The sequence below is a fragment of the Acinetobacter sp. LipI_23 genome (genome assembly GCF_058243045.1).
Genome location: NZ_JBZAYJ010000001.1, coordinates 2,046,551 through 2,071,378, shown reverse-complemented (window position 1 = coordinate 2,071,378; position 24,828 = coordinate 2,046,551). Strand labels below are relative to the sequence as shown.

The following is a 24,828-nucleotide window of genomic DNA, read 5'->3' as shown; positions in this document are numbered from 1 at the left end:
TATACATGCAAGCTATTGGTCTATACTTCATTTTGTCACTAAAATTGTTTCCAAGATACTCGCTGTAGTTTCTTATTTTGAAAGTTTATGAGCTTATCCACCTCGGTTAAGCTCTTTTTTTTGTCTAATAGATTGGCTCAATGTCATTGAGCATGTGTAGAGTTTAAAGTGATTTATTTGAGCTAAGGTGTTCAATTAAATAGTCAATAAACACGCGGACAGCAGGCAATAAACCACGACGTGAAGGATACACCGCATGAAAAATACCGTGTGGTGCTTTCCAGTCGGGTAGGACACGAACCAGCTCACCACTTTTCACCATATCTTGTACGATGCTGTCTGGAAGTAAGGCAATACCGCAGTTCTTACGGACCAGTTGAGCCAACATACTCAAATCAGAGCCCATCACTACAGGATTGACGCGTATTTTCTTTTGTTGCTGCGCATCATTATGCACGATGATATGTTGATCTAAATGCTCATCAACCATACTTAGTATATGATGTTGGCTTAAATCTTCAGGTTGTTTCAGTTCGCCAAATTCATTTAAGTAGGCTTGGCTGGCAAATAAATGCTGCTCGATATTTTCAAATTTACGAATTACCAAACTTGGATCATCGTCTAGATTGGAGCGAACCCGCAGCGCGATATCAAAACCTTCGTTAATAATATCCACACGGCGATTTGTTACCATCATTTGCACTTTAATTTCGGGATAGGTTTTTAAGAAGTTCGGTAAAGTACGTGCAATTTCATTTTGTGCAATCGATACAGGCAAACTGAGTTTAATGACCCCACGCGGTTGTAAACTGAGATGATCGACCAAATCGTGTGCGGCTTGTGCTGCATTCATCATCACTTGTGCATGACGGTAAATATTCATACCAATATCGGTCACTGCGAAATGTCGAGAGCTGCGTTGAATTAGGCGGACACCCAATCGTTCTTCGAGGTTATACACGCGTCGACTGAGCTTGGATTTAGGAATATCTGTTGCGCGTTCGGCTGCGCTAAAACCACCATGTTCAACCACTTGAGCAAAACAATAAAAATCATCTAAATCGCTTAACATTCACGATGTCCATTTGTGCAACGATAGGCTTAATTAAAAAGTGATCGTTGCAGTTTGTCAATTTTGAAATTGTAGAGATTTAATTGAAAATACTCAGCTATTTTAAGGGTTTCGCTGAGTTTTCGCTTGTTTGAGTATTTCAAGCACCACTTTATATTCTTCAAGTCGTGCAAAGTCGTGTGCTGTTGGATTGTTTATGCGCGTAAGGTTCATATTATCGAGTACATCAACATATTTCACTTGGGTTGCAAGAGGGTTTAATACAGTGCGCTTAGCCGCTTCCAAACGTGATTCACCTGTTTGTTTGGTCAGTGCTTGTATGGATTGAATGATCTCGGCACTAAAGCCAAGCGCTTTTAAGTCTTCAGCAGTCGTTGCGGTGTCTTCCAAAATGTCATGCAACACCGCAATGATTTGTAGGGTGGGATTGGAAAATTGCAACATGAGGCGAAGTGGATGCAAGATGTAAGGTTGTCCGCCCTTATCGAGTTGCCCCGCATGTTGGGTTGCAGCCAGTGCAATGGCTTTTTCTAAAGTCGACATGATTATTCTAGGTACTTTATCCTATGCTAAACTTCGCAGCATCTTTGTTTAAAAACTAAATTATGACTTATCAATTGATCCCACTAGACTGTGAAGCGACAGATCCCGTAGCGTGTCCACACTGCCAACAACAGGTAATTGATTGGTCTCAGGAACAATACGTTCAGCCTTGTGAGCATACCTTATTTATTGCGATGGACATTGGTTTTGAATATATCACAGATGAATTTGAAGCGACCATGCAGCGCAGTGTTGATGATCTCCATGCACATGATGATCAAGTGATTATGTTTGAAGAGTTAACTCAAGCCAGTTACCCAAAATTTATCATGTTAAAAGCACCACTTGGTGTTGAAGGCTATTCACGCTATTTAGGCTTTACGGCTTAATAAATAAAAGCGCCATTGCGGCGCTTTTATTTGAATCTGTCTTAGTTTTCTAAAGCTTCTTCTTCACTTTCATCATCTGCGGTATCCATACCTAGCTCTTTAAGTTTACGCGTAAGGGTGTTACGCCCCCAACCGAGTAACTCAGCCGCATGCCGTTTACGGCCACGGGTTTGTTGCAGTGCAGCAATGATCAATGTACGTTCGAACATTGGGGTTGCGATATCGAGGATTTTCATCTCGCCATTTTTCAGCTTTTGCACAGCCCATTGACCCAACAACTCATCCCAATGGTGGACTGCAATCCGATCTAAGTTTTGCGCGGCTTGCGCATCTTCACCTGAGCGGGTAATTGGAATTTGCTTCAGCTCTGATGGTAAGTCTTCAGGATAAACTTCACGTCCTGTAATCATGACCGTTAACCAGCGGCAAGTGTTCTCGAGCTGACGTACGTTTCCTTGCCAAGGCAGCTGTTGCATATATTCTTGCGTTTCAGGACGAAGGATTTTAGGGCTTACACCTAATTCTTTGCCTGCACGTGCCAAGAAGTGTTGCGCTAACATTGGGATGTCTTCGCTACGATGCGCCAGTTTTGGAATGTGAATGCGAATCACGTTCAGACGGTGATATAAGTCTTCACGGAAGCGACCATCATGTACCAATTTTTCTAAGTCTTGGTGCGTTGCCGCGACAATACGTACATCTACTTTTACTGGGATATGCCCACCAACACGGTAAAACTCGCCATCAGCCAAGACACGCAGTAAACGCGTTTGTGTTTCAAAAGGCATATCGCCAATTTCATCTAAAAACAGCGTTCCACCATTGGCCTGTTCAAAGCGACCTTGGCGCTGGGTATTGGCGCCAGTAAATGCACCTTTCTCATGACCAAAAAGCTCTGTTTCAATTAGGTCTTTGGGAATCGCGGCCATGTTGAGTGCAATAAAAGGTTTGCTGCTCCGTGGTGAGTGGCGGTGTAGCGCATGCGCAACTAACTCTTTACCTGTACCAGATTCACCATTAATTAACACTGTAATGTGTGATTGAGACAAACGACCAATCGCGCGGAAGACTTCCTGCATAGCAGGAGACTCGCCAATGATTTCGGTCGATTGAATCGGTGGTACCGTTTTTGCCGATTCTTGCTGCTGCATTTTGGTGATGTGCAAAATCGCACGATTCACTAAAGCTAAGGCTTCATCAATATCAAAAGGCTTGGGTAAATACTCAAATGCGCCTGTTTGATAACTTGAAACAGCAGACTCTAGGTCAGAGTGAGCCGTCATAATAATGACAGGTAGATCAGGATAGTTGGCTTTAACTTTCGCTAAAAAAGTTAAGCCATCTATGCCGGGCATACGAATATCGGTCAAGATCACATCGGGTGCATCTAAACTGAGTTGGTCTAAAGCAGATTGAGCTTCTTCAAAACTTGTGACGTCAAAACCTTCTTCTTTGAACGTTTTTTCCAGCACCCAGCGCATGGCGCGATCGTCATCAATTACCCATATTTTATTTCGCGACATGGTTTAACTCCCAAGGTATATATAAGCTAAAAGTTGTTTTTCCGGGAACAGATTGGCATTCAATCATTCCGTTATGTTGATGCATAATATTTTGCGCAATACTTAAACCCAGTCCTGTGCCTTTAGCACGACCCGTGACCAGTGGGTAAAACACGGATTCTAAAATTTCTTCTGGAACGCCCGGACCATTGTCTTCGATATCAATCCGTACCACAGAGCGTTGCAGTACACCATTGATGGTCACTAAACGTTGAATACGGGTGCGTAACATTAGTTCAGGTTGGTGGTCGACAAAGAACTCTTTATTTTCAGTCATGGCTTGCACTGCATTGACGCTAATGTTCAGCATAACTTGTATCAGTTGATCACGATCGGCCATCACTTCAGGTAATGACAAATCATAATCACGGGTGATCTTAATTTTCTTTTTGGTTTGGTTGGTAATGAGTGAGCGAACACGCTCTAAAGGCTCATGTACATTGACCAACTCATAACTTGGGAGCTGACGTGAACCAAGCATGGTGTCTGCTAAATTACGTAAGCGATCGACTTCACTAATAATAATGTCGGTGAACTCGCTATATTGAGGATCATTGAGGCTACGTGCTAAAAGTTGTGTAGCACCGCGAATTCCGCCTAGCGGATTTTTAATTTCATGTGCAACACCGCGAATCAGTTGGCGTGCAACCTGATGTTGTTGTAAGAAGTTTTCTTCCTTGGAAATTTTGAGCATCCGATCAATCGGATTGATCTCAATTAAAAGCAAAGGATGATAGGGTTTATTTGAATTTAGCTGTGACACGGTATAGTCAACATGAATATCTTTAAAGTTGACCTTTATAATGGCTTCACGACGGGTGTAGTGTTGTCCCGAGTTTAGAGTATTGAGGAGTGCTTCTTCTGTATTAAACTCATCATTGGGTGCATGGAGTAAATTAAGCGCAGGTTGGCCAGAGGCACGTAAAAGACTGATATCAAATAATGCTTCGCAAGAGGAATTTAAGTAAAAAATATTTAATTTACTGTCGACCAATAAAATCGCAGTGGTCAAATTGTCCACTAAAAGGCGATAGTCGATAGAAATAGGGTGATCCATTAGCGAATGTATCCTGTATTAAAATAGCGCAATGGCATCTTGATAAAGCATTAACCGTTCCAAATAGCGGACTGAATTGATGCAAATAAAGCAAAATGCACGCCAACTTTGATTTTGTATAGTGAAATGAGCACACTTTTTTTGCGGAATGCGCTGTAAATGAACGATTAGCTAAAGATATAGCGGATTCTAAAAATCAAGTAAACTGAAAGTGACTTAAAATGGTGCGTTATGTTAATTCTACTACAGTGTTGGTTTTATTTTGGTGCATTAAACAAAGAGTGTAGAATCGATCTGTTTTTATAAACAGAAAAGACATACAATACGCGCATTCTAGTGGAGCGCAGATTCATGAAATCCCCCAAAGTCGGTTTTGTTTCTTTAGGTTGTCCTAAGGCATTGGTTGATTCCGAACGAATTTTAACTCAGTTGAAGACTGAAGGTTATGATGTAGCATCAGATTATGATGGTGCGGATTTAGTTGTTGTAAATACCTGTGGTTTTATTGAATCTGCAGTGCAAGAGTCTTTAGATGCCATTGGCGAAGCCATGAGTGCGAACGGTCGTGTAATCGTTACGGGCTGCCTAGGTAAAGACGAAGACAAAATTCGCCAAATGCACCCAAATGTCTTAAAAGTGACAGGGGCGGCTGCATATCAAGAAGTGATGGAAGCCGTGCACCAATACGTGCCTGAGCCACCAAAACACAACCCATTTATTGACCTTGTTCCAGAACAAGGGATTCGTTTAACGCCGAAGCATTATGCGTACTTAAAAATCTCAGAAGGGTGCAACCATCGTTGTACCTTCTGCATTATTCCAAGTATGCGTGGTGACTTAGTGTCTCGCCCAGTCGGTTCTGTTTTAGAAGAAGCGGCTGCGCTTAAACGTGCCGGTGTAAAAGAAGTACTCGTTATCTCCCAAGATACTTCTGCTTACGGCCTCGATACCAAATACAAATTAGACTTTTGGAATGGTCAACCTGTTAAGACGAAGTTCTATGACATGTGTGAGGCCTTAGGTCAACTGGGTATTTGGGTGCGTTTGCACTATGTCTATCCATATCCACATGTGGATGCAGTGATTGACTTGATGGCACAAGGTAAAATTTTGCCTTATTTGGATATTCCATTCCAACATGCCAGCCCAAAAGTTTTAAAACTAATGAAACGACCTGCGCATAGTGAAAATACACTTGAGCGTTTAAAGCTGTGGCGTGAAAAATGTCCTGACTTGGTGATTCGTTCAACCTTCGTTGTGGGTTTCCCTGGCGAAACTGAAGAAGATTTTGAAATCTTACTTGAGTGGTTGAAAGAAGCACAACTTGATCGCGTAGGCTGCTTCACCTATTCACCTGTTGAGGGTGCGACAGCAAACGACTTGCCAGATCACGTGCCTGAAGAGATTAAGCAACAGCGTTATGAACGCTTTATGGAAGTGCAACAGGCGATTTCTGCTGCCAAACTTCAAAAGCGTGTTGGTCAGAAAATGACGGTGCTGGTCGATGAGTTGGATGAAGAATTCCCAGTTGCGATTGCACGCTCATACGCAGATGCTCCTGAAATTGATGGCAATGTCTTTGTGGAAGATATTGATAAAAGCCAGATTAAATCAGGCGATTTGTTAGAAGTCGAAATTACCGATGCAGATGAATATGATCTGTATGCACAGTTGATTTCGATTAAATCGAATTAAGACACAAATAAAATTTTAAAATTTAGATATTGGAGTTATTGCGATGTTGGATTCTAAAAAACCACGTTTTGAACGCATCTTACTGAAACTTTCTGGCGAAGCGTTGGCTGGAAATAAAGATATGGGTATTGATGCTCAAGTACTTGATCAAATGTCTTTGGCAATTGCGCACTTAGTGGGTTTGGGTGTACAAGTCGGGATTGTTGTGGGTGGTGGTAACTTATATCGCGGTAGTCAATTGCAAAAAGATGGTTTGGTTGGTCGCGTAACGGGTGACCAAATGGGTATGCTTGCAACCGTGATGAATGGCTTGGCATTACGTGATGCTTTGGTACGTCGCAATATCAAAACGCGTTTGATGTCAGCATTGCCAATTGGTGCTGTGGTTGAATCATACTCAAGCCGTGATGCGATTCGTCACCTAACACAAGGTGAAGTTTGTGTGTTTGTCGCAGGTACAGGTAACCCATTCTTTACCACAGATACAGCAGCATGCTTACGTGGTATCGAGATTGAAGCCAACCTGATCCTAAAAGCAACGAAAGTTGATGGTGTCTACAACAAAGACCCAAGCAAATATGATGATGCTGTTAAATATGACACATTAACTTTTGACCAAGTGTTAGATGAGAAATTGGGTGTGATGGATTTAACAGCGATTTGCTTGTGTCGTGACCACAATGTGCCGCTTCAAGTCTTTGACATGAATAAAGCAGGCTCATTGCTTTCAGTGGTTATGGGTGAAAAAGAGGGTACTCACGTAACGAACTAATGTACGTGACCTCGAAAGCTCTTTATACTACACGCTATTTTAGAATTTATATCTTTTCGAATTAAGTAAGGAAGATCACATGATTAACGATCTTAAAAAAGACGCAGAAGACCGTATGAACAAGTCACTTGACTCGTTAGAACACGGTTTTGCCAAGGTTCGTACAGGACGTGCGCATCCATCTATCTTAAACGGGGTAATGGTTCCTTACTATGGCTCAGATGTGCCATTAAACCAAGTGGCAAACGTGGGTGTTGAAGACTCGCGAACATTGTTGATTCAGCCATTTGAGCGCACCATGGTTGCGGCAATTGATAAAGCCATCCGTGAATCAGATTTGGGTTTAAACCCGATTACGGCTGATGCGATTCGTGTTCCAATGGCTGCATTGACGGAAGAAACACGTCGTGACATGCAAAAAGTTGCGCGTAACGAAGCTGAAAATGCAAAAGTTGCAGTACGTAATATTCGCCGTGATGTACTGGGCGACATCAAAGCATTGTTGAAAGAAAAAGAAATTTCTGAAGATGATGAACGTCGTGCATCTGATGATATTCAAAAAATCACAGATAAGTTTGTTGCTGAAATCGACAAACGTCTTGCGAATAAAGAAGCTGAGTTGTTGAAGGTCTAACTTGTATAATGACCGATTCAGAAGATAAGCTTACTCTTCCAAAACATGTTGCCATCATCATGGATGGTAACAATCGTTTTGCCAAAAAAAATGCAATGCAAAAGGGCGATGGTCACCGTGAAGGAAAAAATGTCCTTGACCCGATTGTTGAGCATTGTCGAAAAAGAAATATTCAAGCATTAACCGTTTTTGCTTTTTCGAGTGAAAATTGGAAGCGCCCTCAAGCTGAAGTTGATTTGCTCATGAAATTGTTGGAAGACACGATTCATGAACAGTTGCCTCGTATGCATCAATATCAAATGTCCTTACGTTTTATTGGTGATCGTTCTAAATTATCTCCGCAATTGCGTGACTTAATGTTGCATGCCGAACAAGACACTGCTAATTTCGACAAGATGACTTTGACCATCGCAATTAGTTACGGTGGGATGTGGGATATGGCGCATGCGGCTAAGCAGATTGCACTTGCTGTTCAATCTCAAGCGTTAGATCCTGAGCAAATTGATGAACATGTTTTTGGCCAATACGTTAGTTTGAGTGATTTACCCGCTGTGGATCTATTGATTCGTACAGGCGGGGATTTTCGTTTATCGAACTTTATGTTGTGGCAAGCAGCTTATGCAGAGCTTTACTTCACTCCAACTCTTTGGCCAGAGTTCAGTGTAGAAGAGTTTGATGACGCCTTGGCTGTATTTGGTGGGCGTGAACGTCGTTTCGGGAAAACGACGGAACAAATTCTACAAGATAAAATTGAGAACTAATAAATGTTAGAGCGGATTATAACCGCATTGGTTTTGGTGGCCGTTGTACTGAGTTGTATGTTTGCAACCCAGTCACACTATCCAATGTTTGTGCTGATGATTATTGCGGCAGGGGTTGCAGGCTATGAGTGGTTTAAACTCATGCCCCGTACAACAAAAAATGTTAATAAACCTCTAGCATGGGGTTTTGGTTTACTAAGTGCTGGCCTTGCTACACTTGCTTTATACTTTAACGATATTGCGCTTCTACTTTGGGCTGCCTCTATCCTATGTTGGCTGCTAAGCCTGTATTGGGTTAAATCCTATCCAAATTATGATGCTTGGTATAATTCAACCCTTAAGGTGGTTGGTATTGTTCTGATATCTTCAGCTGTGACCGCTATTTTTGCACTCTGGAAGATGTCTCCATGGTGGCTAATGTACCTGTTTTTATTGGTTTGGGGTGCTGACAGCGGGGCATATTTTGTTGGGCGTAAACTGGGTAAGCGTAAACTTGCACCTGAAGTGAGTCCAAATAAATCATTGGAAGGTCTCTATGGTGGTGTGATTACGGCCATGATCATCGTGGTTGCTGTTGAAATCCTCTATTTAGACTTAACGTACGCACAGCATTTATTATTTCTTATTTTATCTGTAGTGACTGTATTTAGCTCAGTTTTAGGTGATTTGTTTGAATCTATGATTAAACGTCGTGCTGGAATTAAAGACTCAGGTCGTATTTTGCCGGGGCATGGTGGAGTACTGGATCGCATTGACTCGCTACTAGCTGCTGCACCTATCTTTGCTGCGGGTGTATATGTGTTAAAACTTATTGGCGTAGATTTGTAAATGTCTCAATCTGTTTGTATTTTGGGTGTTACGGGTTCGATTGGGCAGAGCACCTTAAAAATATTGCAACAACATGCTGAACGCTATTCTGTGTTTGCTGTTACGGCACATAGTCGGATGCAAGAACTTGTTGATATTTGTCAGCAGTTTCAACCTAAAATTGCAGTTGTACCTCAAGTTAAAGTGGATGAACTGCGCCAGCTCCTAGTCGCAGCCAATTTACAAAACATTGAAATTTTGGCGGATGAGGCAGGCCTCATCGCGGTTGCTGAACATCCAGAAGTGGATGTGGTAATGGCGGCGATTGTGGGCGCGGCAGGTTTAATGCCGACGCTAGCAGCGGTAAAGGCAGGAAAGCGTGTCCTTTTGGCAAATAAAGAAGCGTTGGTGATGTCGGGTGACATCATGATGCAGTCTGCTCACGACCATCAGGCTCTTTTGCTTCCTGTAGACTCTGAGCATAATGCAATCTTCCAATGCTTACCGCAGACCTATTTACAAACTGAGCGACACGGACAGCCGAAACTTGGAGTTTCTGGTATTCTTTTGACCGCATCAGGCGGACCATTTCTAAAGCATAGTTTAGATGAATTACATAATGTAACGCCTGCACAGGCGTGCAAACACCCGAATTGGTCCATGGGACAGAAAATCTCGGTTGATTCGGCAACCCTCATGAATAAAGGGTTGGAGCTAATTGAAGCTTGTCATCTTTTTTCAATCGAAGAACATTTTGTTACAGTAGTTGTGCATCCGCAGAGTATTATTCATTCCATGGTGCAATATGTGGATGGTTCAACATTGGCGCAAATGGGAAATCCTGATATGTGTACGCCGATTGCACATGCGTTGGCATGGCCTGAGCGTATTCAAACCCATGTTCCAGCTTTAGATTTATTTAAAAATCATCAGTTGGATTTTCAAGCGCCTGATACGCATCGATTCCCCGCATTAAGCTTGGCACGTCAAGCGATGAAAACTGGGGGCACAGCCCCAGCGATTTTAAATGCAGCCAATGAAATTGCGGTTGCTGCATTTTTAAATCAACAGGTGGGGTTTATGGATATTCCTGCTATTGTTGAACACACTTTGAATACCATCCCACATCAAGCAGCAACACAACTTGATGTTATTTTAGAAGCCGATCGAAACGCACGTCATGTTGCTCAGCAATATGTGGTGAATATAGGAATTTAAGCATGAGCGCCTTGTTTATGATTGTTGCGGCAATTTTGCTTTTAGGCCCACTTATTGCAATACATGAGTTTGGGCACTATTTTGTTGCGCGTAAATTGGGCGTAAAAGTTTTAGTTTATTCCATTGGTTTTGGACCAACGGTTTTAAAGTGGACCTCTAAAAAGTCAGGTATTCAATATCAGCTTTCGGCATTGCCCTTGGGTGGTTATGTCAAAATGCTGGATGAGCGTGAAGGCGATGTTGCTGAAGAGGATGTGCCCAAAGCATTTAATCGTCAGTCACCTTGGAAGCGTATAGCAATTGTTGCAGCTGGCCCATTGATTAACTTGGTATTTGCAATCTTTCTGTTTTGGATTTTGTTTTTGCCTGCACAAGAGCAGTTGAATACTCGTGTGGGTAAAGTGTTACCTAATACACCTGCCGCACAAGTTCAAATGCAAGTGGGCGATAAAATTACCGCTGTTGATGGCTTAACGACACCGACTTGGGAAAAGTTGAATTTCGCCTTGGTTGACCGTGTGGGTGAAACGGGATCAATCCAAATTCAGGCCGAACGTGCGGGACAAGTTAAGACGTTTAGTTTACCTATTCAAAACTTCTTGAAAGATCAATCACAGTCTCCGCTTGATGTTCTGGGTTTTACGCCTTATCGACCAAAAATTCCTGCGGTTGTGACTAAGTTGAGCGAAGATGGTGCAGCCATTCGTCAGGGTATGCAACAAGGTGACAAAATTGTCGCGATTGATGGTATCAAGATGAATGATTGGTTTGATGTGGTGCAAGTGGTTCAAGCCTCGCCTGAGAAATTGTTAAAAATTGATGTGCTTCGCCAAAATCAATTGGTACAACTTGAGGTGATGCCGCAAGGTAAACGTGACAACATGGGCAAGGTTTCTGGTGTCTTAGGTGTACAAAGTGACCCTGGGAAAATCAGTATTCCTACAGAATATAAACAAACGATACAATATAATCCTGCCGAAGCCTTCATGATGGCGGTGGATAAAACCGGTCAACTGTCGAGTATGATTTTGAACTCGATTGTAAAAATGGTGCGCGGTTTGATTGGTCTAGACAACCTATCAGGACCGATCACGATTGCCAAAGTCGCAGGACAAAGTGCGGAAATGGGTTGGCAAACTTTTATCTCATTTATGGCACTGATGAGTGTAAGTTTAGGGATATTAAATTTATTGCCTATTCCTATGCTTGATGGTGGACATTTGGTCTATTATTTTATAGAACTAATACGTGGTAAACCTGTTTCTGAACAAATACAATTGGTTGGTTTAAAAATTGGTATGGTATTGCTCGGAAGTATGATGCTTTTGGCACTATTCAATGATTTTATGCGTTTGTAAAAAAGCGTAGATACGGAATTAAATTTTACATCGGAAAAAACTGGCATGCAGCACACACATTTATTTATGCCTTTGGCGCTCATCAGTGCTATGGCAACAGTACAACAAGTATATGCAGCAGAAGATTATATAGTACGTGATATTAAGGTTGATGGACTTGTTCGTTTAACGCCAGCAAATGTCTATGGAATGATTCCGTTGAATAGTGGGGATCGTGTGAGCGATGCAGCACTTGCCAATGCCATTCGTAGTTTATATGCAACAGGTTTGTTTGATGACATTAAAACAGAAAAGCAGGGTGATGCGCTGGTTTTCAAAGTTGTCGAACGCCCACTAATTTCTAAAGTTGAATTTAAAGGTAATAAACTCATTCCTAAAGAGGCCTTGGAAGAAGGCTTGAAGAAGATGGGAATCACCGAAGGTGAAGTGCTGAAAAAATCAGCGCTACAAACGGTTGAGTCTGAGCTTGAACAACAGTACATGCAGCAAGGTCGTTATGATGCTGATGTAAAAGTTGTGACGACGGCAAAGCCGAACAACCGTGTAGACCTTACTATTGAGTTTGTTGAAGGTAAGGCTGCAAAAGTCGTAGATATCAATATTATTGGTAATACAGTATTTAAAGAAAGCGAAATTGAACAAGCGTTTGCGGTAAAAGAGAGTGGTTGGACATCCATTATTTCACGTAATGACCGTTATGCACGTGAAAAGATGGCTGCAAGCTTAGAGTCTTTACGTGCGCTTTATTTAAATAAAGGCTATATTAACTTTAATATCAATCACTCAAGCTTAAATTTAAGTGAAGATAAAAAGAATATTTTTGTTGAAGTTTCAGTGGATGAAGGCGAACAGTTTAAATTTGGCGAAACCAAATTTTTGGGCGATGCTTTATACACCCCAGCAGAGCTGAAAGCTTTACAAATTTATAAAGATGGCGATATCTATTCACAAGAAAAAGTGAATGCTGTTAAACAGTTGCTTCTGCGCAAATACGGTAATGCAGGTTATTACTATGCAGAAGTGAACGTCGTGCCTCAGATCGATAAAGAAACTCATCTGGTGAATTTAAATTATTATGTGAATCCAGGTCAGCAAGTGACTGTGCGTCGTATTAACTTTACCGGCAACACGAAAACTGCGGATGAAGTATTACGTCGTGAAATGCGCCAAATGGAAGGTGCACTTGCAAGTAATGAGAAAATTGATTTATCTAAAGTTCGTTTAGAGCGTACAGGTTTCTTTAAAACTGTAGATATCAAGCCTGCACGTGTTCCGAACACAGCCGATCAGGTTGATTTAAATATTAATGTTGAAGAGCAGCACTCGGGTACCAGTACCTTAGCAGTTGGTTTCTCACAAAGCGGTGGTGTAACTTTCCAAGCAGGTTTAAGTCAAACCAATTTCATGGGTACAGGTAATTCTGTTGCAATTGATTTATCCCGCTCGGAAACGCAAGACTATTACAACCTAAGTGTGACGGATCCGTACTTTACTATCGATGGTGTACGTCGTGGTTATAACATGTACTACCGTAAAACCAAGTTGGATGAAGACTATAACGTCAATAACTATGTGACGGATAGTCTTGGTGGTGGTATCAATTTCGGTTATCCAATTGATGAAAACCAAAGTATTAGTGCGGGTTTAAACATTGACCAAACTGAAGTAACCACAGGTCCGTATGTATCGACCTATGTACGTGATTACTTGTTGGCGCATGGCGGTAAGGCAACTGGCAAAGCTGAAGATGTTTGTATTGGTACTATAAAAAACTTGTATGAGGATCCTGCTCATCCAACAAAAATAACTGGTACGAAATGTAATGGTCAGACTGTTGATTATGATAATGAATTTAACGGTGATTTCCTAACGTATAACTTAAACTTGGGTTGGTCATATAACACTTTAAACCGTCCGGTGTTCCCTACATCTGGTATGTCGCATCGTGTAAATGGTGAAATTGCATTACCGGGTAGTGATGTTGAATATCAAAAACTGACTTATGATGCTCAAGCTTATTTCCCATTAGGTAAAGACTTCGTACTTCGTGGCTATGGTAAGTTGGGTTATGGTAATGACTTACCATTCTATAAAAACTTCTATGCAGGTGGTTTTGGTTCAGTTCGTGGTTATGATAACAGTACCTTAGGTCCAAAATACCCAGGTGTGACTTATAGTGAATCAAGATCTAAAGATTATGATTTTGAGGAAGTAGGTGGTAACGCACTGATCCAATTTGGTACAGAATTGGCTTTACCTTTACCATTTAAAGGGGACTGGACGCGTCAGGTTCGCCCAGTTATCTTTGCTGAAGGTGCGCAAGTATTTGATACACAGTGTGATGTTCCATCTGGTCAATTATATATGACTGGAAGTAAAACTGATGCTGGTGTGGATGCGAAGCAATACTGTAAAGACAACTTCGGTTTCGAGCTTGATAACATGCGCTATAGCGTGGGTGTAGGCTTTACTTGGATTACGATGATTGGTCCATTGTCTCTCAGCTATGCATATCCATTGAATGATAAAGAAGGCGACGAGACAAAGAACATTCAATTTGAAATCGGTCGTACCTTCTAAGGTCGACCTTTTCTCTACATGAAAGATATCAATATGAAAAAACTTCTTACAGCTTTAACACTTACAGCATTAACTTCTACAGTGGTGAATGCTGCTGGCTATGGTGTGGTGGATCTTGAGCGTGTTGTTGAAAATAGCACCTATTTAAAACAACAAAATTCGAGTTTTCAACAAAAAATTCAACCGCAAAGCACCAAGCTTGATCAACTCAGTAAAGAGCTTCAAGACTTACAACAGCGTTTACAAACAGGTGATAAGCTGAGCGCTGCGGATAAGCAAAAAATGGTGACTCAGTACCAAACCAAAATGAATGAGTTCAATACTTTACAACAAACCATGCAAAGCAGTGTGCAAAGCTCTATTCAGCAAGTACGTACTGTATTTGATGGTCGTGTAAAGCAAGTTGCTGAACAATTGCGTAAAGAAAATCAATTAGATGTTGTTTTGAATAAAAACTCAGCACTTGCCTATGACGCTAAGTATGATTTAACTGATAAAATGATTCAAAAGGTTAACGCAATTAAGTAATCAATGAATCCTCAACAGTATCGCTTAGAAGATCTTGCTCGTTTAGTCCAAGGTGAGTGTGTAGGTCAAGCTGATTTAATCCTTAAGGGATTAGCAAGTCTAGATTCGGCAGAATCTAGACATCTTGCATTTGTAAATGGTGAAAAGTACTTAGAGCAAGCACAGCAGTCTAAAGCTGGAGCATTTATTGTTACAGCAGATTTGAAAGATCACTTGGTTGAACATCAAAACTTTATTGTTGTTGCCAATCCCTATTTAGCCTTTGCAATTTTAACCCATGCTTTTGAGGTTAAACACACTGAACAGGGCATTGAAAGCACTGCGCAGATACATCCTTCTGCAATCATCTCAGATACTGCTTATATTGGTCATTATGTGGTCATTGGTGAAAATTGCGTTGTTGGCGATGACACGATTATCCATTCCCATGTCAGCATACATGATGGGGTTGAAATTGGCCGCGGTGGTTTAATTGAATCGCATGTAAATCTGATGTCATGCAAAATTGGTGATCGTGTCCGTATTCATGCCAATACTGTGATTGGTAGTGAGGGTTTTGGTTTTGCCCCTTATCAAGGGAAATGGCATCGAATTGCTCAATTGGGTTCGGTCATCATTGGAAATGATGTACGGATTGGTTCAAATTGTAGTATTGATCGCGGTGCATTGGATGACACAATTTTGGAAGATGGTGTCATTATTGATAACCTTGTGCAAATCGCCCATAACGCTAAAATTGGTGCCAATTCGGCTTTTGCTGCCAATACTGCAATAGCCGGTAGTACAACCATTGGCAAAAATTGCATCGTAGGTGGTGGGTCTGCAATTGCAGGGCACTTAAATATTGTTGATAATGTTACGTTAACTGGAATGTCAATGGTCACAAATAATATTTCTGTGGCTGGAACGTATTCCTCAGGAATTGGGCTGTTTGAAAATCAAAAGTGGAAACGCACCGTTGTTCGTTTAAGACAATTAGCAGATGTGCCATTGACCCAATTGGTAAAAAAACTTGATCATATGCAGGCTCAAATTGAGTCCCTTGAATCAACAATTAAATTGCGTAAATAGAAATATGATGACTGAGTCGAATTCTACTAGTTTCACGAAACCTGAATTGCCAATGACGATTCAAACTATTCGTGAGTACTTACCACACCGCTATCCTTTTTTATTGGTCGATCGTGTTGTTGATGTGACTGAAAATGGAATTGTGGCGTATAAAAATGTGTCTATTAATGAAGAGTTTCTTCAAGGCCATTTCCCTAATTATCCAATTATGCCTGGTGTTTTGATTGTCGAAGCATTAGCGCAAGTTTCAGGTATTCTTGGTTTCATCATGAACAATGAGAAACCAAGTGAAGGTTCTTTGTTCTTGTTCGCAGGTGCAGAGAAAGTTCGCTTTAAAAAGCAAGTCGTTGCAGGCGACCAATTGGTGTTAAAATCAGAATTGGTCATGCAGAAACGTGGTATTTACAAATATAATTGTATTGCCACCGTTGACGGTGTAGTAGCAGCATCTGCGGAAATTATGGTTTCGCATCAGAAAATAGAGCAATCATGAGCAATAACGAATTTATTCACCCAACAGCAATCATCGATGCATCTGCCGTGATTGCAGCAGATGCAAAGATTGGACCGTATTGTATTATTGGTCCAAATGTCACTATTGGTGCAGGTACGCAGTTACATTCGCATGTGGTGGTCGGTGGTTATACGCGTATTGGAGAACAAAATGAAATTTTCCAATTCGCAAGCGTGGGTGAGGTCTGCCAAGATCTAAAATATGCAGGTGAAGAAACCTGGTTAGAAATTGGTGACCATAATAAAATTCGTGAACATTGTAGTTTACACCGGGGTACGGTTCAGGATCACGGTATAACCAAGATTGGTAGCCATAATTTATTGATGGTGAATACGCATATTGCGCACGACTGCGTGGTCGGTGATCATAATATTTTTGCAAACAATGTCGGCGTAGCTGGTCATGTTCATGTAGGTGACTATGTGATTGTCGGTGGTAACTCGGGTATACACCAATTCTGTAAGATTGATTCTTATAGCATGATTGGTGGCGCATCATTGATTGTAAAAGATGTCCCTGCTTATGTGATGGTTTCTGGTAATCCTGCACATGCTTTTGCGATGAATGTTGAAGGCATGCGTCGTAAAGGTTGGTCTAAAAATGTGATTCAAGGTTTACGTACTGCATTTAAACTGATCTATAAAGAAGGTTTAACGACAGAGCAGGCTTTAGAACGTATCCGTGCAGAAATTTTGCCTGAAGTTGCTGAAGCACAGTTGCTCATTGACTCGTTAGAACAGTCAGAGCGTGGCATTGTGCGTTAAGCTTATTCCAAAGATAAAAAAGACACTTCGCGTGTCTTTTTTTATATCTATAGGAAAATTATTTCTTAAAGAAAGAGGCTTCTTCAGACTTAGGATATTGCTTAAGGAGTTTGGCTTTGTATTGGTTGGCCTGAGTCGAGTTTTTATCCACTTCTTTTGCAATATTATAGAGTTGATAGACTGCTCGAGGCGCACGCGAAGAGTTTGGGTATTGGTTTGCCACAATCCCGTAGTTCTTTTTCGCTTCTGCATAGTTGGTAGGTTCAATCGCTAAATTAAATTCCGCTAACCAGAAATATGCATTGCTGATGTAAACACTGTTGGGGTTGTTTTTAATAAAATTTTGCATGGGTGCAATCGCTTTCTTCGCACCACCTTGCTTATAGGCATCCAATGCGACAGTATACGCGGCTTTTTCTAGCTCAGATGGCTCTGATGTGTTTTGCGTACTGACCACTACAGGTGCTTTGTTTACTGCGACCGTGGTTGTGCTACTGCTGGCGTTGGTGATTGTGGTGTTACTGGGAGGAGTATCCTGTTGGTTATCCTCCGTTGTATTGCTCGCTTCAGGGTCTACTTTTTGTTGAAGTAACTCTAAGCGTTGATCTAGGTCAGCGTAACGGTTTTCCAACTCATGTTTGAGTTGAGCGATCTCGTTGTCTTGCTCTTCAAGTTTACCGCGTAAGCTACGCAAATCATTTTCTAATTGTTGGTTCTTTTGCATGATTTGCCAATTAATATTGGTTGCTGTTGCACTCGCACCTGTGTCTACTGCGACGCTGGTTGGATTGACACTATTGTTCGTTGCTTGACTTAAGCCGCGAGATTCAATTGGAATATTGGCGAAAACAGGCGTTGTGCAAAGTAGGGTGAGGGCACATAGGCTATGCTTCTTTAGCATCATAAAATATCCGTGTTATAAGGCTTTGATGGGGAAAACATCAAACGAAATTCATTTACCCCATTAAAAACGGCAACGTTATGAATTGCAATAAGCTTTTACATTGTTGTCGTATATTTAGGTAAATGAATGTAGCCTAGTCGTTACCAATAATTGAGCGATTTTTCTTAAGTTTGTTTTATAAATAGTCAATTGAATGAAATGCTTATTGAAAAGTCGTTTATAGGCTTGCAACTTAGGGAAAAATCTCTATACTCTGTTCTTGCAATGGTAGCCCTGCCGGTTACTTCGCAATTGTACTCTACGAACCCCGCCAGGACCGGAAGGTAGCAACGGTAGTAGAAATATGATGTGCCGAAGTCTTGCTGGTAGGGTTGCCACCAGTTTTATAAATAAAAAGAATAAAAATGAAAGACTACTATGGCATTGATGCAGGTCTAGTTGTAAGTATTGAATCCTCTGAGAAAGTGAAAAGTATTCTGCTTTTTCTTCTATTTTTTGCAATTACCACTATTTTTATCTATTTCTCAATTCTATATTTTATTTCAAATGGTTTTTTAAATTATATTGCCATAGGCTTTGTTGTATCTTGTCTCTGTGTTTTATTCTGCATTTTTTATTTGTTGCTTGAAAGCATAAATACCGAAATTGTTTTTAATGAAGATCATCTTCTCTATCGTAAAGTTTTCACTGTTAAAAAAGTGCTCTATAGTGAAATAAAAGGCTATGAAATTTTATCTTTTAGAAAAAGAAGTCGTTTGCTACTGATTGATCAGCATCATCAAATCGTTAATATTAGTTCAGATTTTGAGTCATATAAAAGAATTTGTAATATGTTCATGGCACATTTTGAAGATATTGAGGTTGTTAATAAACGAGAGCAAGAACAAAATTTTATACAAGAACATACAAAAAATATTTCCAGTGAACAGCAACAAAAATATTTAAAATATGCATTAAGATTTAGAAAAATTTTAGATGTATTGACGGTTATTATTTTCTTTTTAGCCCCTATATTTGATTGGTCAGATCTTTTATTTCATGGTATGGCTTTGGTTTATCTATACCTTAGTTATCCAAAGCATCATAATTTTTATATTATTTATATGCAAAAGGCTAAAATCTCTACAGAAGTGCTGTCTTTTCTGATTATGCTTGTATGCAATTATTTATTTCTTAGGGGTATTATCCAGCATTACGATTTAGCTTTTTTATTTTATTCATTGATATGCATGAGCTTTCTATTATCTTCTCTATATATTGTATTTAAAAAGAAGTTTGCTCAGAAAATGAAGCGGCAAATGATCATGGTGATCGCACTTGCTATACCTGTTGTTGGTATTTATTCTGCGAGTTTGGTGCGTATTGTGAATAGCATAAATGATAATAGTATTTTAAGTTCTCAAGATGTGCAGGTCGTAAATAAGGAGAAGAGCGAGGGTGTTTGGAGAGTAGGCGCGCGTCGTCATTCGCTTTCGCATTATTATTTAGATGTACGAATGTCTGATGGTGCGGTACAGCGTGTCAAAGTGAGATCTGGTGACTACTATAATACAAATGTTGATGGTGGTTATAAGATGACACTACATAAAGGTAACTTAGGCATTACTTGGTCAGCTTATGAGCTGCAGTAAATTAGATTTTAGTATTTAAGGTTTAATAGCTGATAAGCTTGTTTACGTTTTCTTGATATAGCTAGATGACAGATCAATCATGTGTGGGCCAGTGCAGGTAAATAGCCGTTTAATCTTCAATTTTTCTCGAAATGGCTTTCATAATCGCGTCCATTTCAAAGCCACGGTACATTAAAAAACGGATTTGTTTGGCTTTTAGTTTTGGATCTGTTGCGACCTCAGTTCCATACTTTCTAACTTTGAGTTGATAGGCTTGTTCGACCCAATCCGTTTCTTTCAATTCTTCTAAAATTAAACCAGTGTCAATCTTTTTGGTTTTTAGCGCCATTTTAATGCGATTAGGACCTTTGCCTTTACGCTTTTGGCTCGATAAAGTGATCTCAGCCACACGTTGATCACTCTGATAGTTTTGTGCTGAAAGCTCTTCAACCAGTGTAATCACTTCTTCGCGGTGCATTGCCCATGTGGCCAATTTTTCAATCAATTCTGCTTTTGAATATTCCTTACGTGTTAATACAGCAAAGGCATAAGAGCGTAGACGGGAACCTGTTAAACCTGTGGGTTTGGGTTGATTCTCTTCATCAAAATCTAAAGCATCAACAGTTTCTTGTGTTACCTGCGTGTGGCAGTATTGACTAGCAGGGGATTCTTCCTCGCCAAATTGTTGTTTGAGAGCATCGTAGTCAAGGAGTTTGGGAAATTTTGAATTAGGCATAATTGGGTATGAAGTAGATCTGAATAAACAAAACGCCCCGTAGGGCGTTCTTAGTGTAAGCCTAAATGTCGTGTAATAACATTTAATCTTTTTCGATACTTTTAATTAAGCATCTAAAAAGTCTGGCTCTTCTTCATTCTCTTCTACAGGCGCAGCGTTTGCAGTCGTCAGTAGTTTTTCTCGAATGATTTTCTCAATGGTTTCAGCCAACTGAGGGTTTTCTTCAAGGTGACGGATCACATTGTTTTTACCTTGACCGATTTTGTCGCCTTGGTATGAATACCAAGCACCTGCTTTTTGTACGATTTCTTGTTGAACAGCCAAGTCTACAAGTTCGCCCAAATGGTTGACACCTTTACCATATAGGATTTGGAAGAGCGCTTCGCGGAATGGAGGTGCCATTTTGTTTTTGACAACTTTCACTTTGGTTTCAGAACCAACGATTTCATCGCCTTCTTTGACCTGACCTACACGGCGAATGTCTAAACGCACAGACGCATAGAATTTCAACGCATTACCACCAGTCGTGGTTTCAGGGCTACCAAACATTACACCAATTTTCATACGAATTTGGTTAATGAAAATCACCATACAGTTTGAACGTTTTGCATTACCTGTAATTTTACGTAATGCTTGGCTCATTAAACGCGCTTGGAGGCCCATGTGCGAGTCGCCCATTTCACCTTCAATTTCCGCACGTGGTGTCAATGCTGCAACAGAGTCGACAACGATAAGGTCAATAGCACCAGAGCGAACCAGCATGTCTGCAATTTCAAGTGCTTGCTCACCATGGTCAGGTTGAGAAACCAGTAGATTGTCAATATCTACGCCAAGTTTACGCGCATACTGCGGGTCTAAAGCGTGTTCTGCATCGATAAATGCACATGTACCACCTGCTTTTTGACATTCGGCAATCGCTTGTAAAGTCATGGTTGTTTTACCTGAAGATTCAGGACCATAAATCTCAACGATACGACCTTTAGGTAAGCCGCCAATGCCTAGAGCAATATCAAGTGTCAAAGAACCCGTTGATACCGCTTCAACAGCTTGTACGGTGTTATCGCCAAGACGCATTACTGTGTTTTTACCAAACTGCTTTTCAATTTGGCTTAGCGCAGCATTGAGCGCCTTGCTTTTATTATCATCCATCTTACAACCTCAAAACGATGTCACGGATATTTACTGAATATGCTCAGTATAGTGACAGATTTAGTCTGTATCTTCTATAAAAGTCAGATCGTGTGCGACACAATATGACGCATGTCATTCATCATCATTATAAGACCAATATTGGTCAAATTGTTGATCATTTTCTTGTCTAAACTTACTGATATCGCGTCGGTCTTTTTTACTTGGACGATGATCAGGTCGAGCTAGATTATGCAACTTTCTTTGGCTTGCAATCAATTCCCGTCGTGTAATACTGACTTCAGTTTCTTCATATAATTTTTGTGCAACAGGAGCGGGGCCACGAACGTCAGAGAGTTCTTTGATCACTACGGTTTTCTTGTCAATACCTTGTTGTATGGTGAGTTCCATTCCAACCCGAACTTCTCTCGACACTTTGACACGTTCGCCATGGTGGTGAACTTTGCCCCCCTCAATTGCATTTTTGGCAATGGAGCGCGTTTTAAAAAAACGTGCTGCCCATAACCATTTGTCAATGCGCATGCCGACAGTATCTTCCGCTAAAGTGGATTTACGCATATTTGGCAGTGACCTCAGCTTGCTCTAAATACGGAATTAAATCGGTGAGCTGATTTAAGATCGGATAAGGGCTGGATGTCTTGCTTTGACCTAGTGATGAGGGTTGAGCAATGGTAAATAGGTTTTGAATACCATAACTTTCAGCACCTTTTAATACTTTTTCAGTGTCATCGATAAAGTAACACTGTGTGGCTGCAAAAGGATGGCGTTCATGGAGATGTTGCCAAAACTCAGTAAACTCTTTGGCATGACCGAGGGTTTCGCTGCTAATAATGACATCGAAATATGAGGCCAGTTTCGTGTGTTCGAGTTTGAACTTGAGTCCCTCACAGTCCGCATTGGTGGCAAGCCAGCAAGGGTAGCCGTTACTTTTTAAATAGTCGAGAAGTTCAAGACAGCCTTCACGTAGGCTAACTTTATGCTTAAATTCCTGCTGCAAAGCGAGCGTATCTACGCCAACTTTAGCTGTCCAAAAGCGCGTAGAATACCAATTGAGTGTATGATTATGGGTTTGATAAAACTGAAACAGGGCCTGAGTACTTTGTTCTAAAGAGCACTGGTGTTGTTCAGCATAACGGATAGGAAGCTGATGATTCCAAATAAAATCATCATAGGCAAGATCCAGTAATGTACCGTCCATATCAAAAATGATAATTGGCTTTTCCACTCAAAAAATCTCCAATATTTCAAAGTTCAGCAATGGCTATAGAAAACAGTTAGCAACTGATTTAGCAGTTTTGCTTTATGCAAATATGACGTAATTATAGCGTATAGATGCATAAGATGACGGATTTGCATAGCCCATTGTCAAAAATTGAAGAATATGGGATCTCAATTTTTTAAGTAAGAGCATATAAGATGTGTTAATCGCACATTGATCCACAACAATATTGAACTTCAGCATAAGAAATGATTCACCTTATGGAGAAGGAAGAGTTTTTGTAAACATCCGATGAGAACACTTAGAGCTGTCATTATTATCGAAAGCCTCCACTGTTGCTGCTGACCTAAATCAGCCATGGATTACAACGGACAGCATCATTGGTTTTGTCAGCTTTTCAGTACTGCTTAACTATTCGGCTCACATGTCTATCTAATCTATTTCATCAAATGTTCATTTTATATCGATACCATTAAAACCACCTAAGGGTAGTTTTTATGTTTGAAGCTAAATTTAAACCACTTCAGCTGACGGAGAAAGACTCGTTGTATCCAGCCCAGCGCAATAAAAGTAAGTTTTCTGACAAAAATAAAAAATAAAGTGGTTTTGCTGGTTATTTAAACAAGAATCGGTTAAAAAAGATGTGGCGAATGAGAATAAAATAGAGAGGAATAGATGAGTGAATTAAATTTAGATTTTTTAGATGAAACCTTAGATAAATATGAAGCAAAAGGTAAGAAAAAGGCCATTAAAAAAATCCGTATTGGTTATATGCTTTATGCAAAATTTATGTCGAATAAAAAATTTGCAGAAAATGTAATGAGTTCATCTTTAGATCCAAATAAGCGGACTTATCGTAATACCAAGATTAAAATTACGCATGATGAATATGAGCTAACTTTTTTACGTAATGATGATTAAATATTCAATTGTGTAAAAAAACTAAGGTTTCATTTCTTTGAAATATTTGAGCTGTAGAGTGTATGGCATAAAGAAATGAAAATATAATGATTAGATGATGTTTGTGCAGTTAAACCTGTTTATTTGGAGAGAGGTAAACAGGTTTTTTATTATAATAACTTTCTGGTCTGAGTGATTGCAGACTAAAAGCCCGATTTGTTTTTATACTGATCGGGCTTTTATTTTTCTATTGAAATGAAAATAGTGAGAAAGATGATTTCTGACATCTTTTGATCATATTATTCATGGATAATCTTTTTTATTTTGAGTTGCTTCGATATGTCAATTGTTACTGCAAATGAACTAGACGATATTCTAAAAGAATTAATTTCCAAAAATAAAAAGCCTGAAAAGATTTTGATTGGTTATAAAGCATATAGCGAGCTTATGAATGACCGAAAGTTTTTGCATGAAGTCGCTAGTTCGGCTATGGATCCGAATAAAAGAAAGTATCAAAAGATTAAGATCAAAGTCACACAGGATGAATATCAATTAGAAGTGAAGTGTTCAGATAAAAATGAGTAGGTGTACCGTAATTTAAAAAAACTAGAGGAATGCCGCATTTTTTAATTGATGTATTTTAAATACAGGTTTATACTACACTCGAAATTAAAGCGCTCTAGCTTTTCTTGTTTTATATCCCACGCTCCCATGCGTGGGATTTTTTTGCGCGATGATTTTTCCTAAAGTAATCACTTGGATGTATAAAGCTGAAAAGAAATTAAGAGTAAGCACAAATTAGAAAAAGTCAGTTTTGACTTTTTCTAGCATCAATATTCAATGTGTGAGTAAAGGTAAAGTCAGGTTAATTGGACTACTCAACCCAAAGTCAAAAGAAGAATTGGAATCGAATGACATCTCCTGAATGTCTTAGGCGTATAATGTTTTAAGGCAGTGTTTTGAAAAGTATTCGCTTGCTCTCACT

The 24,828-nt window shown here is 40.1% G+C and carries 25 protein-coding genes and 1 other RNA gene; 17 read left to right on the top strand and 9 right to left on the bottom strand.

All coding sequences use genetic code 11. The annotated features are described in order from the left end of the window. Positions 1-163: 163 nt before the first annotated feature. Both AC4CVD_RS10200 and AC4CVD_RS10195 read right to left on the bottom strand, forming a co-directional pair. On the bottom strand, positions 164-1,072 hold the full coding sequence (locus AC4CVD_RS10200; protein ID WP_335999080.1) for a LysR family transcriptional regulator: 909 nt from the start codon (positions 1,070-1,072) through the stop codon (positions 164-166). A 102-nt stretch (positions 1,073-1,174) separates the two neighbouring features. Next, positions 1,175-1,615: a phosphohydrolase gene (locus AC4CVD_RS10195; protein WP_078388764.1), complete on the bottom strand. Its 441-nt coding sequence runs from the start codon at positions 1,613-1,615 to the stop codon at positions 1,175-1,177. Positions 1,616-1,677: 62 nt separating this feature from the next. On the opposite strand from AC4CVD_RS10195, the gene AC4CVD_RS10190 reads away from it, so the two are divergent. Then, the gene (locus AC4CVD_RS10190) at positions 1,678-2,004 is read left to right on the top strand and encodes a hypothetical protein (RefSeq protein WP_004696551.1); all 327 of its coding nucleotides are present in this window, start codon (positions 1,678-1,680) and stop codon (positions 2,002-2,004) included. Between the two features lie 41 nt (positions 2,005-2,045). Here the strand turns inward: AC4CVD_RS10190 and glnG are convergent, their stop codons facing one another. Then, positions 2,046-3,527: a nitrogen regulation protein NR(I) gene (gene glnG, locus AC4CVD_RS10185; RefSeq protein ID WP_004696552.1), complete on the bottom strand. Its 1,482-nt coding sequence runs from the start codon at positions 3,525-3,527 to the stop codon at positions 2,046-2,048. Beyond that, a complete protein-coding gene (glnL, locus tag AC4CVD_RS10180) occupies positions 3,514-4,623 on the bottom strand; it encodes a nitrogen regulation protein NR(II) (protein WP_004696555.1) in 1,110 nt (369 codons plus the stop codon). Before glnL ends, glnG begins: the two co-directional genes overlap by 14 nt. A gap of 351 nt (positions 4,624-4,974) precedes the next feature. Between glnL and rimO the strand changes: the two genes are divergently transcribed. The 12 genes from rimO (at position 4,975) to lpxA (ending at position 17,325) form a co-directional block, all read left to right on the top strand. Then, complete coding sequence (gene rimO / locus AC4CVD_RS10175; RefSeq protein ID WP_004696556.1) at positions 4,975-6,318, top strand: 30S ribosomal protein S12 methylthiotransferase RimO; 1,344 nt, start codon at positions 4,975-4,977, stop codon at positions 6,316-6,318. A gap of 43 nt (positions 6,319-6,361) precedes the next feature. Beyond that, on the top strand, positions 6,362-7,090 hold the full coding sequence (gene pyrH, locus AC4CVD_RS10170) for a UMP kinase (protein ID WP_004696558.1): 729 nt from the start codon (positions 6,362-6,364) through the stop codon (positions 7,088-7,090). Positions 7,091-7,169: 79 nt separating this feature from the next. Then, positions 7,170-7,724 carry a ribosome recycling factor gene (frr, locus tag AC4CVD_RS10165; RefSeq protein ID WP_004981941.1) on the top strand — a complete coding sequence of 185 codons (555 nt, stop codon included), beginning with the start codon at positions 7,170-7,172 and terminating at the stop codon, positions 7,722-7,724. 8 nt (positions 7,725-7,732) lie between these two features. Continuing rightward, positions 7,733-8,485: a polyprenyl diphosphate synthase gene (gene uppS / locus AC4CVD_RS10160; RefSeq protein ID WP_058951731.1), complete on the top strand. Its 753-nt coding sequence runs from the start codon at positions 7,733-7,735 to the stop codon at positions 8,483-8,485. 3 nt (positions 8,486-8,488) lie between these two features. After that, a complete protein-coding gene (locus AC4CVD_RS10155; RefSeq protein ID WP_004981939.1) occupies positions 8,489-9,313 on the top strand; it encodes a phosphatidate cytidylyltransferase in 825 nt (274 codons plus the stop codon). Further along, complete coding sequence (ispC, locus tag AC4CVD_RS10150) at positions 9,314-10,510, top strand: 1-deoxy-D-xylulose-5-phosphate reductoisomerase (RefSeq protein ID WP_490753041.1); 1,197 nt, start codon at positions 9,314-9,316, stop codon at positions 10,508-10,510. A 2-nt stretch (positions 10,511-10,512) separates the two neighbouring features. Continuing rightward, complete coding sequence (gene rseP, locus AC4CVD_RS10145; protein ID WP_490753040.1) at positions 10,513-11,868, top strand: RIP metalloprotease RseP; 1,356 nt, start codon at positions 10,513-10,515, stop codon at positions 11,866-11,868. Between the two features lie 45 nt (positions 11,869-11,913). Further along, the gene (bamA, locus tag AC4CVD_RS10140; protein ID WP_490753039.1) at positions 11,914-14,448 is read left to right on the top strand and encodes an outer membrane protein assembly factor BamA; all 2,535 of its coding nucleotides are present in this window, start codon (positions 11,914-11,916) and stop codon (positions 14,446-14,448) included. A 33-nt stretch (positions 14,449-14,481) separates the two neighbouring features. Beyond that, positions 14,482-14,976 (top strand): OmpH/Skp family outer membrane protein, encoded by a 495-nt coding sequence (locus AC4CVD_RS10135; RefSeq protein WP_335999099.1) that lies wholly within the window; start codon positions 14,482-14,484, stop codon positions 14,974-14,976. Between the two features lie 3 nt (positions 14,977-14,979). Further along, a complete protein-coding gene (gene lpxD, locus AC4CVD_RS10130; protein ID WP_094148179.1) occupies positions 14,980-16,047 on the top strand; it encodes a UDP-3-O-(3-hydroxymyristoyl)glucosamine N-acyltransferase in 1,068 nt (355 codons plus the stop codon). Between the two features lie 7 nt (positions 16,048-16,054). Continuing rightward, a complete protein-coding gene (gene fabZ / locus AC4CVD_RS10125; RefSeq protein ID WP_010326983.1) occupies positions 16,055-16,540 on the top strand; it encodes a 3-hydroxyacyl-ACP dehydratase FabZ in 486 nt (161 codons plus the stop codon). Continuing rightward, entirely contained in the window at positions 16,537-17,325 is a 789-nt protein-coding gene (gene lpxA / locus AC4CVD_RS10120; RefSeq protein ID WP_078388772.1) for an acyl-ACP--UDP-N-acetylglucosamine O-acyltransferase, read from the top strand. Before fabZ ends, lpxA begins: the two co-directional genes overlap by 4 nt. A gap of 58 nt (positions 17,326-17,383) precedes the next feature. Here the strand turns inward: lpxA and AC4CVD_RS10115 are convergent, their stop codons facing one another. Beyond that, entirely contained in the window at positions 17,384-18,229 is an 846-nt protein-coding gene (locus tag AC4CVD_RS10115) for a YbgF trimerization domain-containing protein (RefSeq protein WP_078388773.1), read from the bottom strand. A gap of 274 nt (positions 18,230-18,503) precedes the next feature. Between AC4CVD_RS10115 and ffs the strand changes: the two genes are divergently transcribed. After that, positions 18,504-18,600: signal recognition particle sRNA small type (ffs, locus tag AC4CVD_RS10110), an RNA gene on the top strand. Between the two features lie 33 nt (positions 18,601-18,633). Then, entirely contained in the window at positions 18,634-19,860 is a 1,227-nt protein-coding gene (locus AC4CVD_RS10105) for a hypothetical protein (protein WP_490753038.1), read from the top strand. A gap of 109 nt (positions 19,861-19,969) precedes the next feature. On the opposite strand, the gene AC4CVD_RS10100 is transcribed toward AC4CVD_RS10105, so the two are convergent. From AC4CVD_RS10100 to AC4CVD_RS10085, 4 genes are all read right to left on the bottom strand, one after another. Then, the gene (locus AC4CVD_RS10100; protein ID WP_490753037.1) at positions 19,970-20,575 is read right to left on the bottom strand and encodes a regulatory protein RecX; all 606 of its coding nucleotides are present in this window, start codon (positions 20,573-20,575) and stop codon (positions 19,970-19,972) included. 105 nt (positions 20,576-20,680) lie between these two features. After that, a complete protein-coding gene (gene recA, locus AC4CVD_RS10095) occupies positions 20,681-21,724 on the bottom strand; it encodes a recombinase RecA (RefSeq protein ID WP_005401034.1) in 1,044 nt (347 codons plus the stop codon). A gap of 114 nt (positions 21,725-21,838) precedes the next feature. Beyond that, positions 21,839-22,282: an RNA-binding S4 domain-containing protein gene (locus AC4CVD_RS10090; RefSeq protein ID WP_419275479.1), complete on the bottom strand. Its 444-nt coding sequence runs from the start codon at positions 22,280-22,282 to the stop codon at positions 21,839-21,841. Beyond that, positions 22,275-22,949 (bottom strand): HAD-IA family hydrolase, encoded by a 675-nt coding sequence (locus AC4CVD_RS10085; RefSeq protein ID WP_004981908.1) that lies wholly within the window; start codon positions 22,947-22,949, stop codon positions 22,275-22,277. The genes AC4CVD_RS10090 and AC4CVD_RS10085 overlap by 8 nt, the downstream gene beginning before the upstream one ends. A 669-nt stretch (positions 22,950-23,618) precedes the next feature. On the opposite strand from AC4CVD_RS10085, the gene AC4CVD_RS10080 reads away from it, so the two are divergent. Beyond that, positions 23,619-23,864 (top strand): hypothetical protein, encoded by a 246-nt coding sequence (locus AC4CVD_RS10080; RefSeq protein WP_004696593.1) that lies wholly within the window; start codon positions 23,619-23,621, stop codon positions 23,862-23,864. A 318-nt stretch (positions 23,865-24,182) separates the two neighbouring features. Further along, the gene (locus AC4CVD_RS10075; protein WP_004696594.1) at positions 24,183-24,428 is read left to right on the top strand and encodes a hypothetical protein; all 246 of its coding nucleotides are present in this window, start codon (positions 24,183-24,185) and stop codon (positions 24,426-24,428) included. The last annotated feature ends 400 nt before the right edge of the window (positions 24,429-24,828 follow it).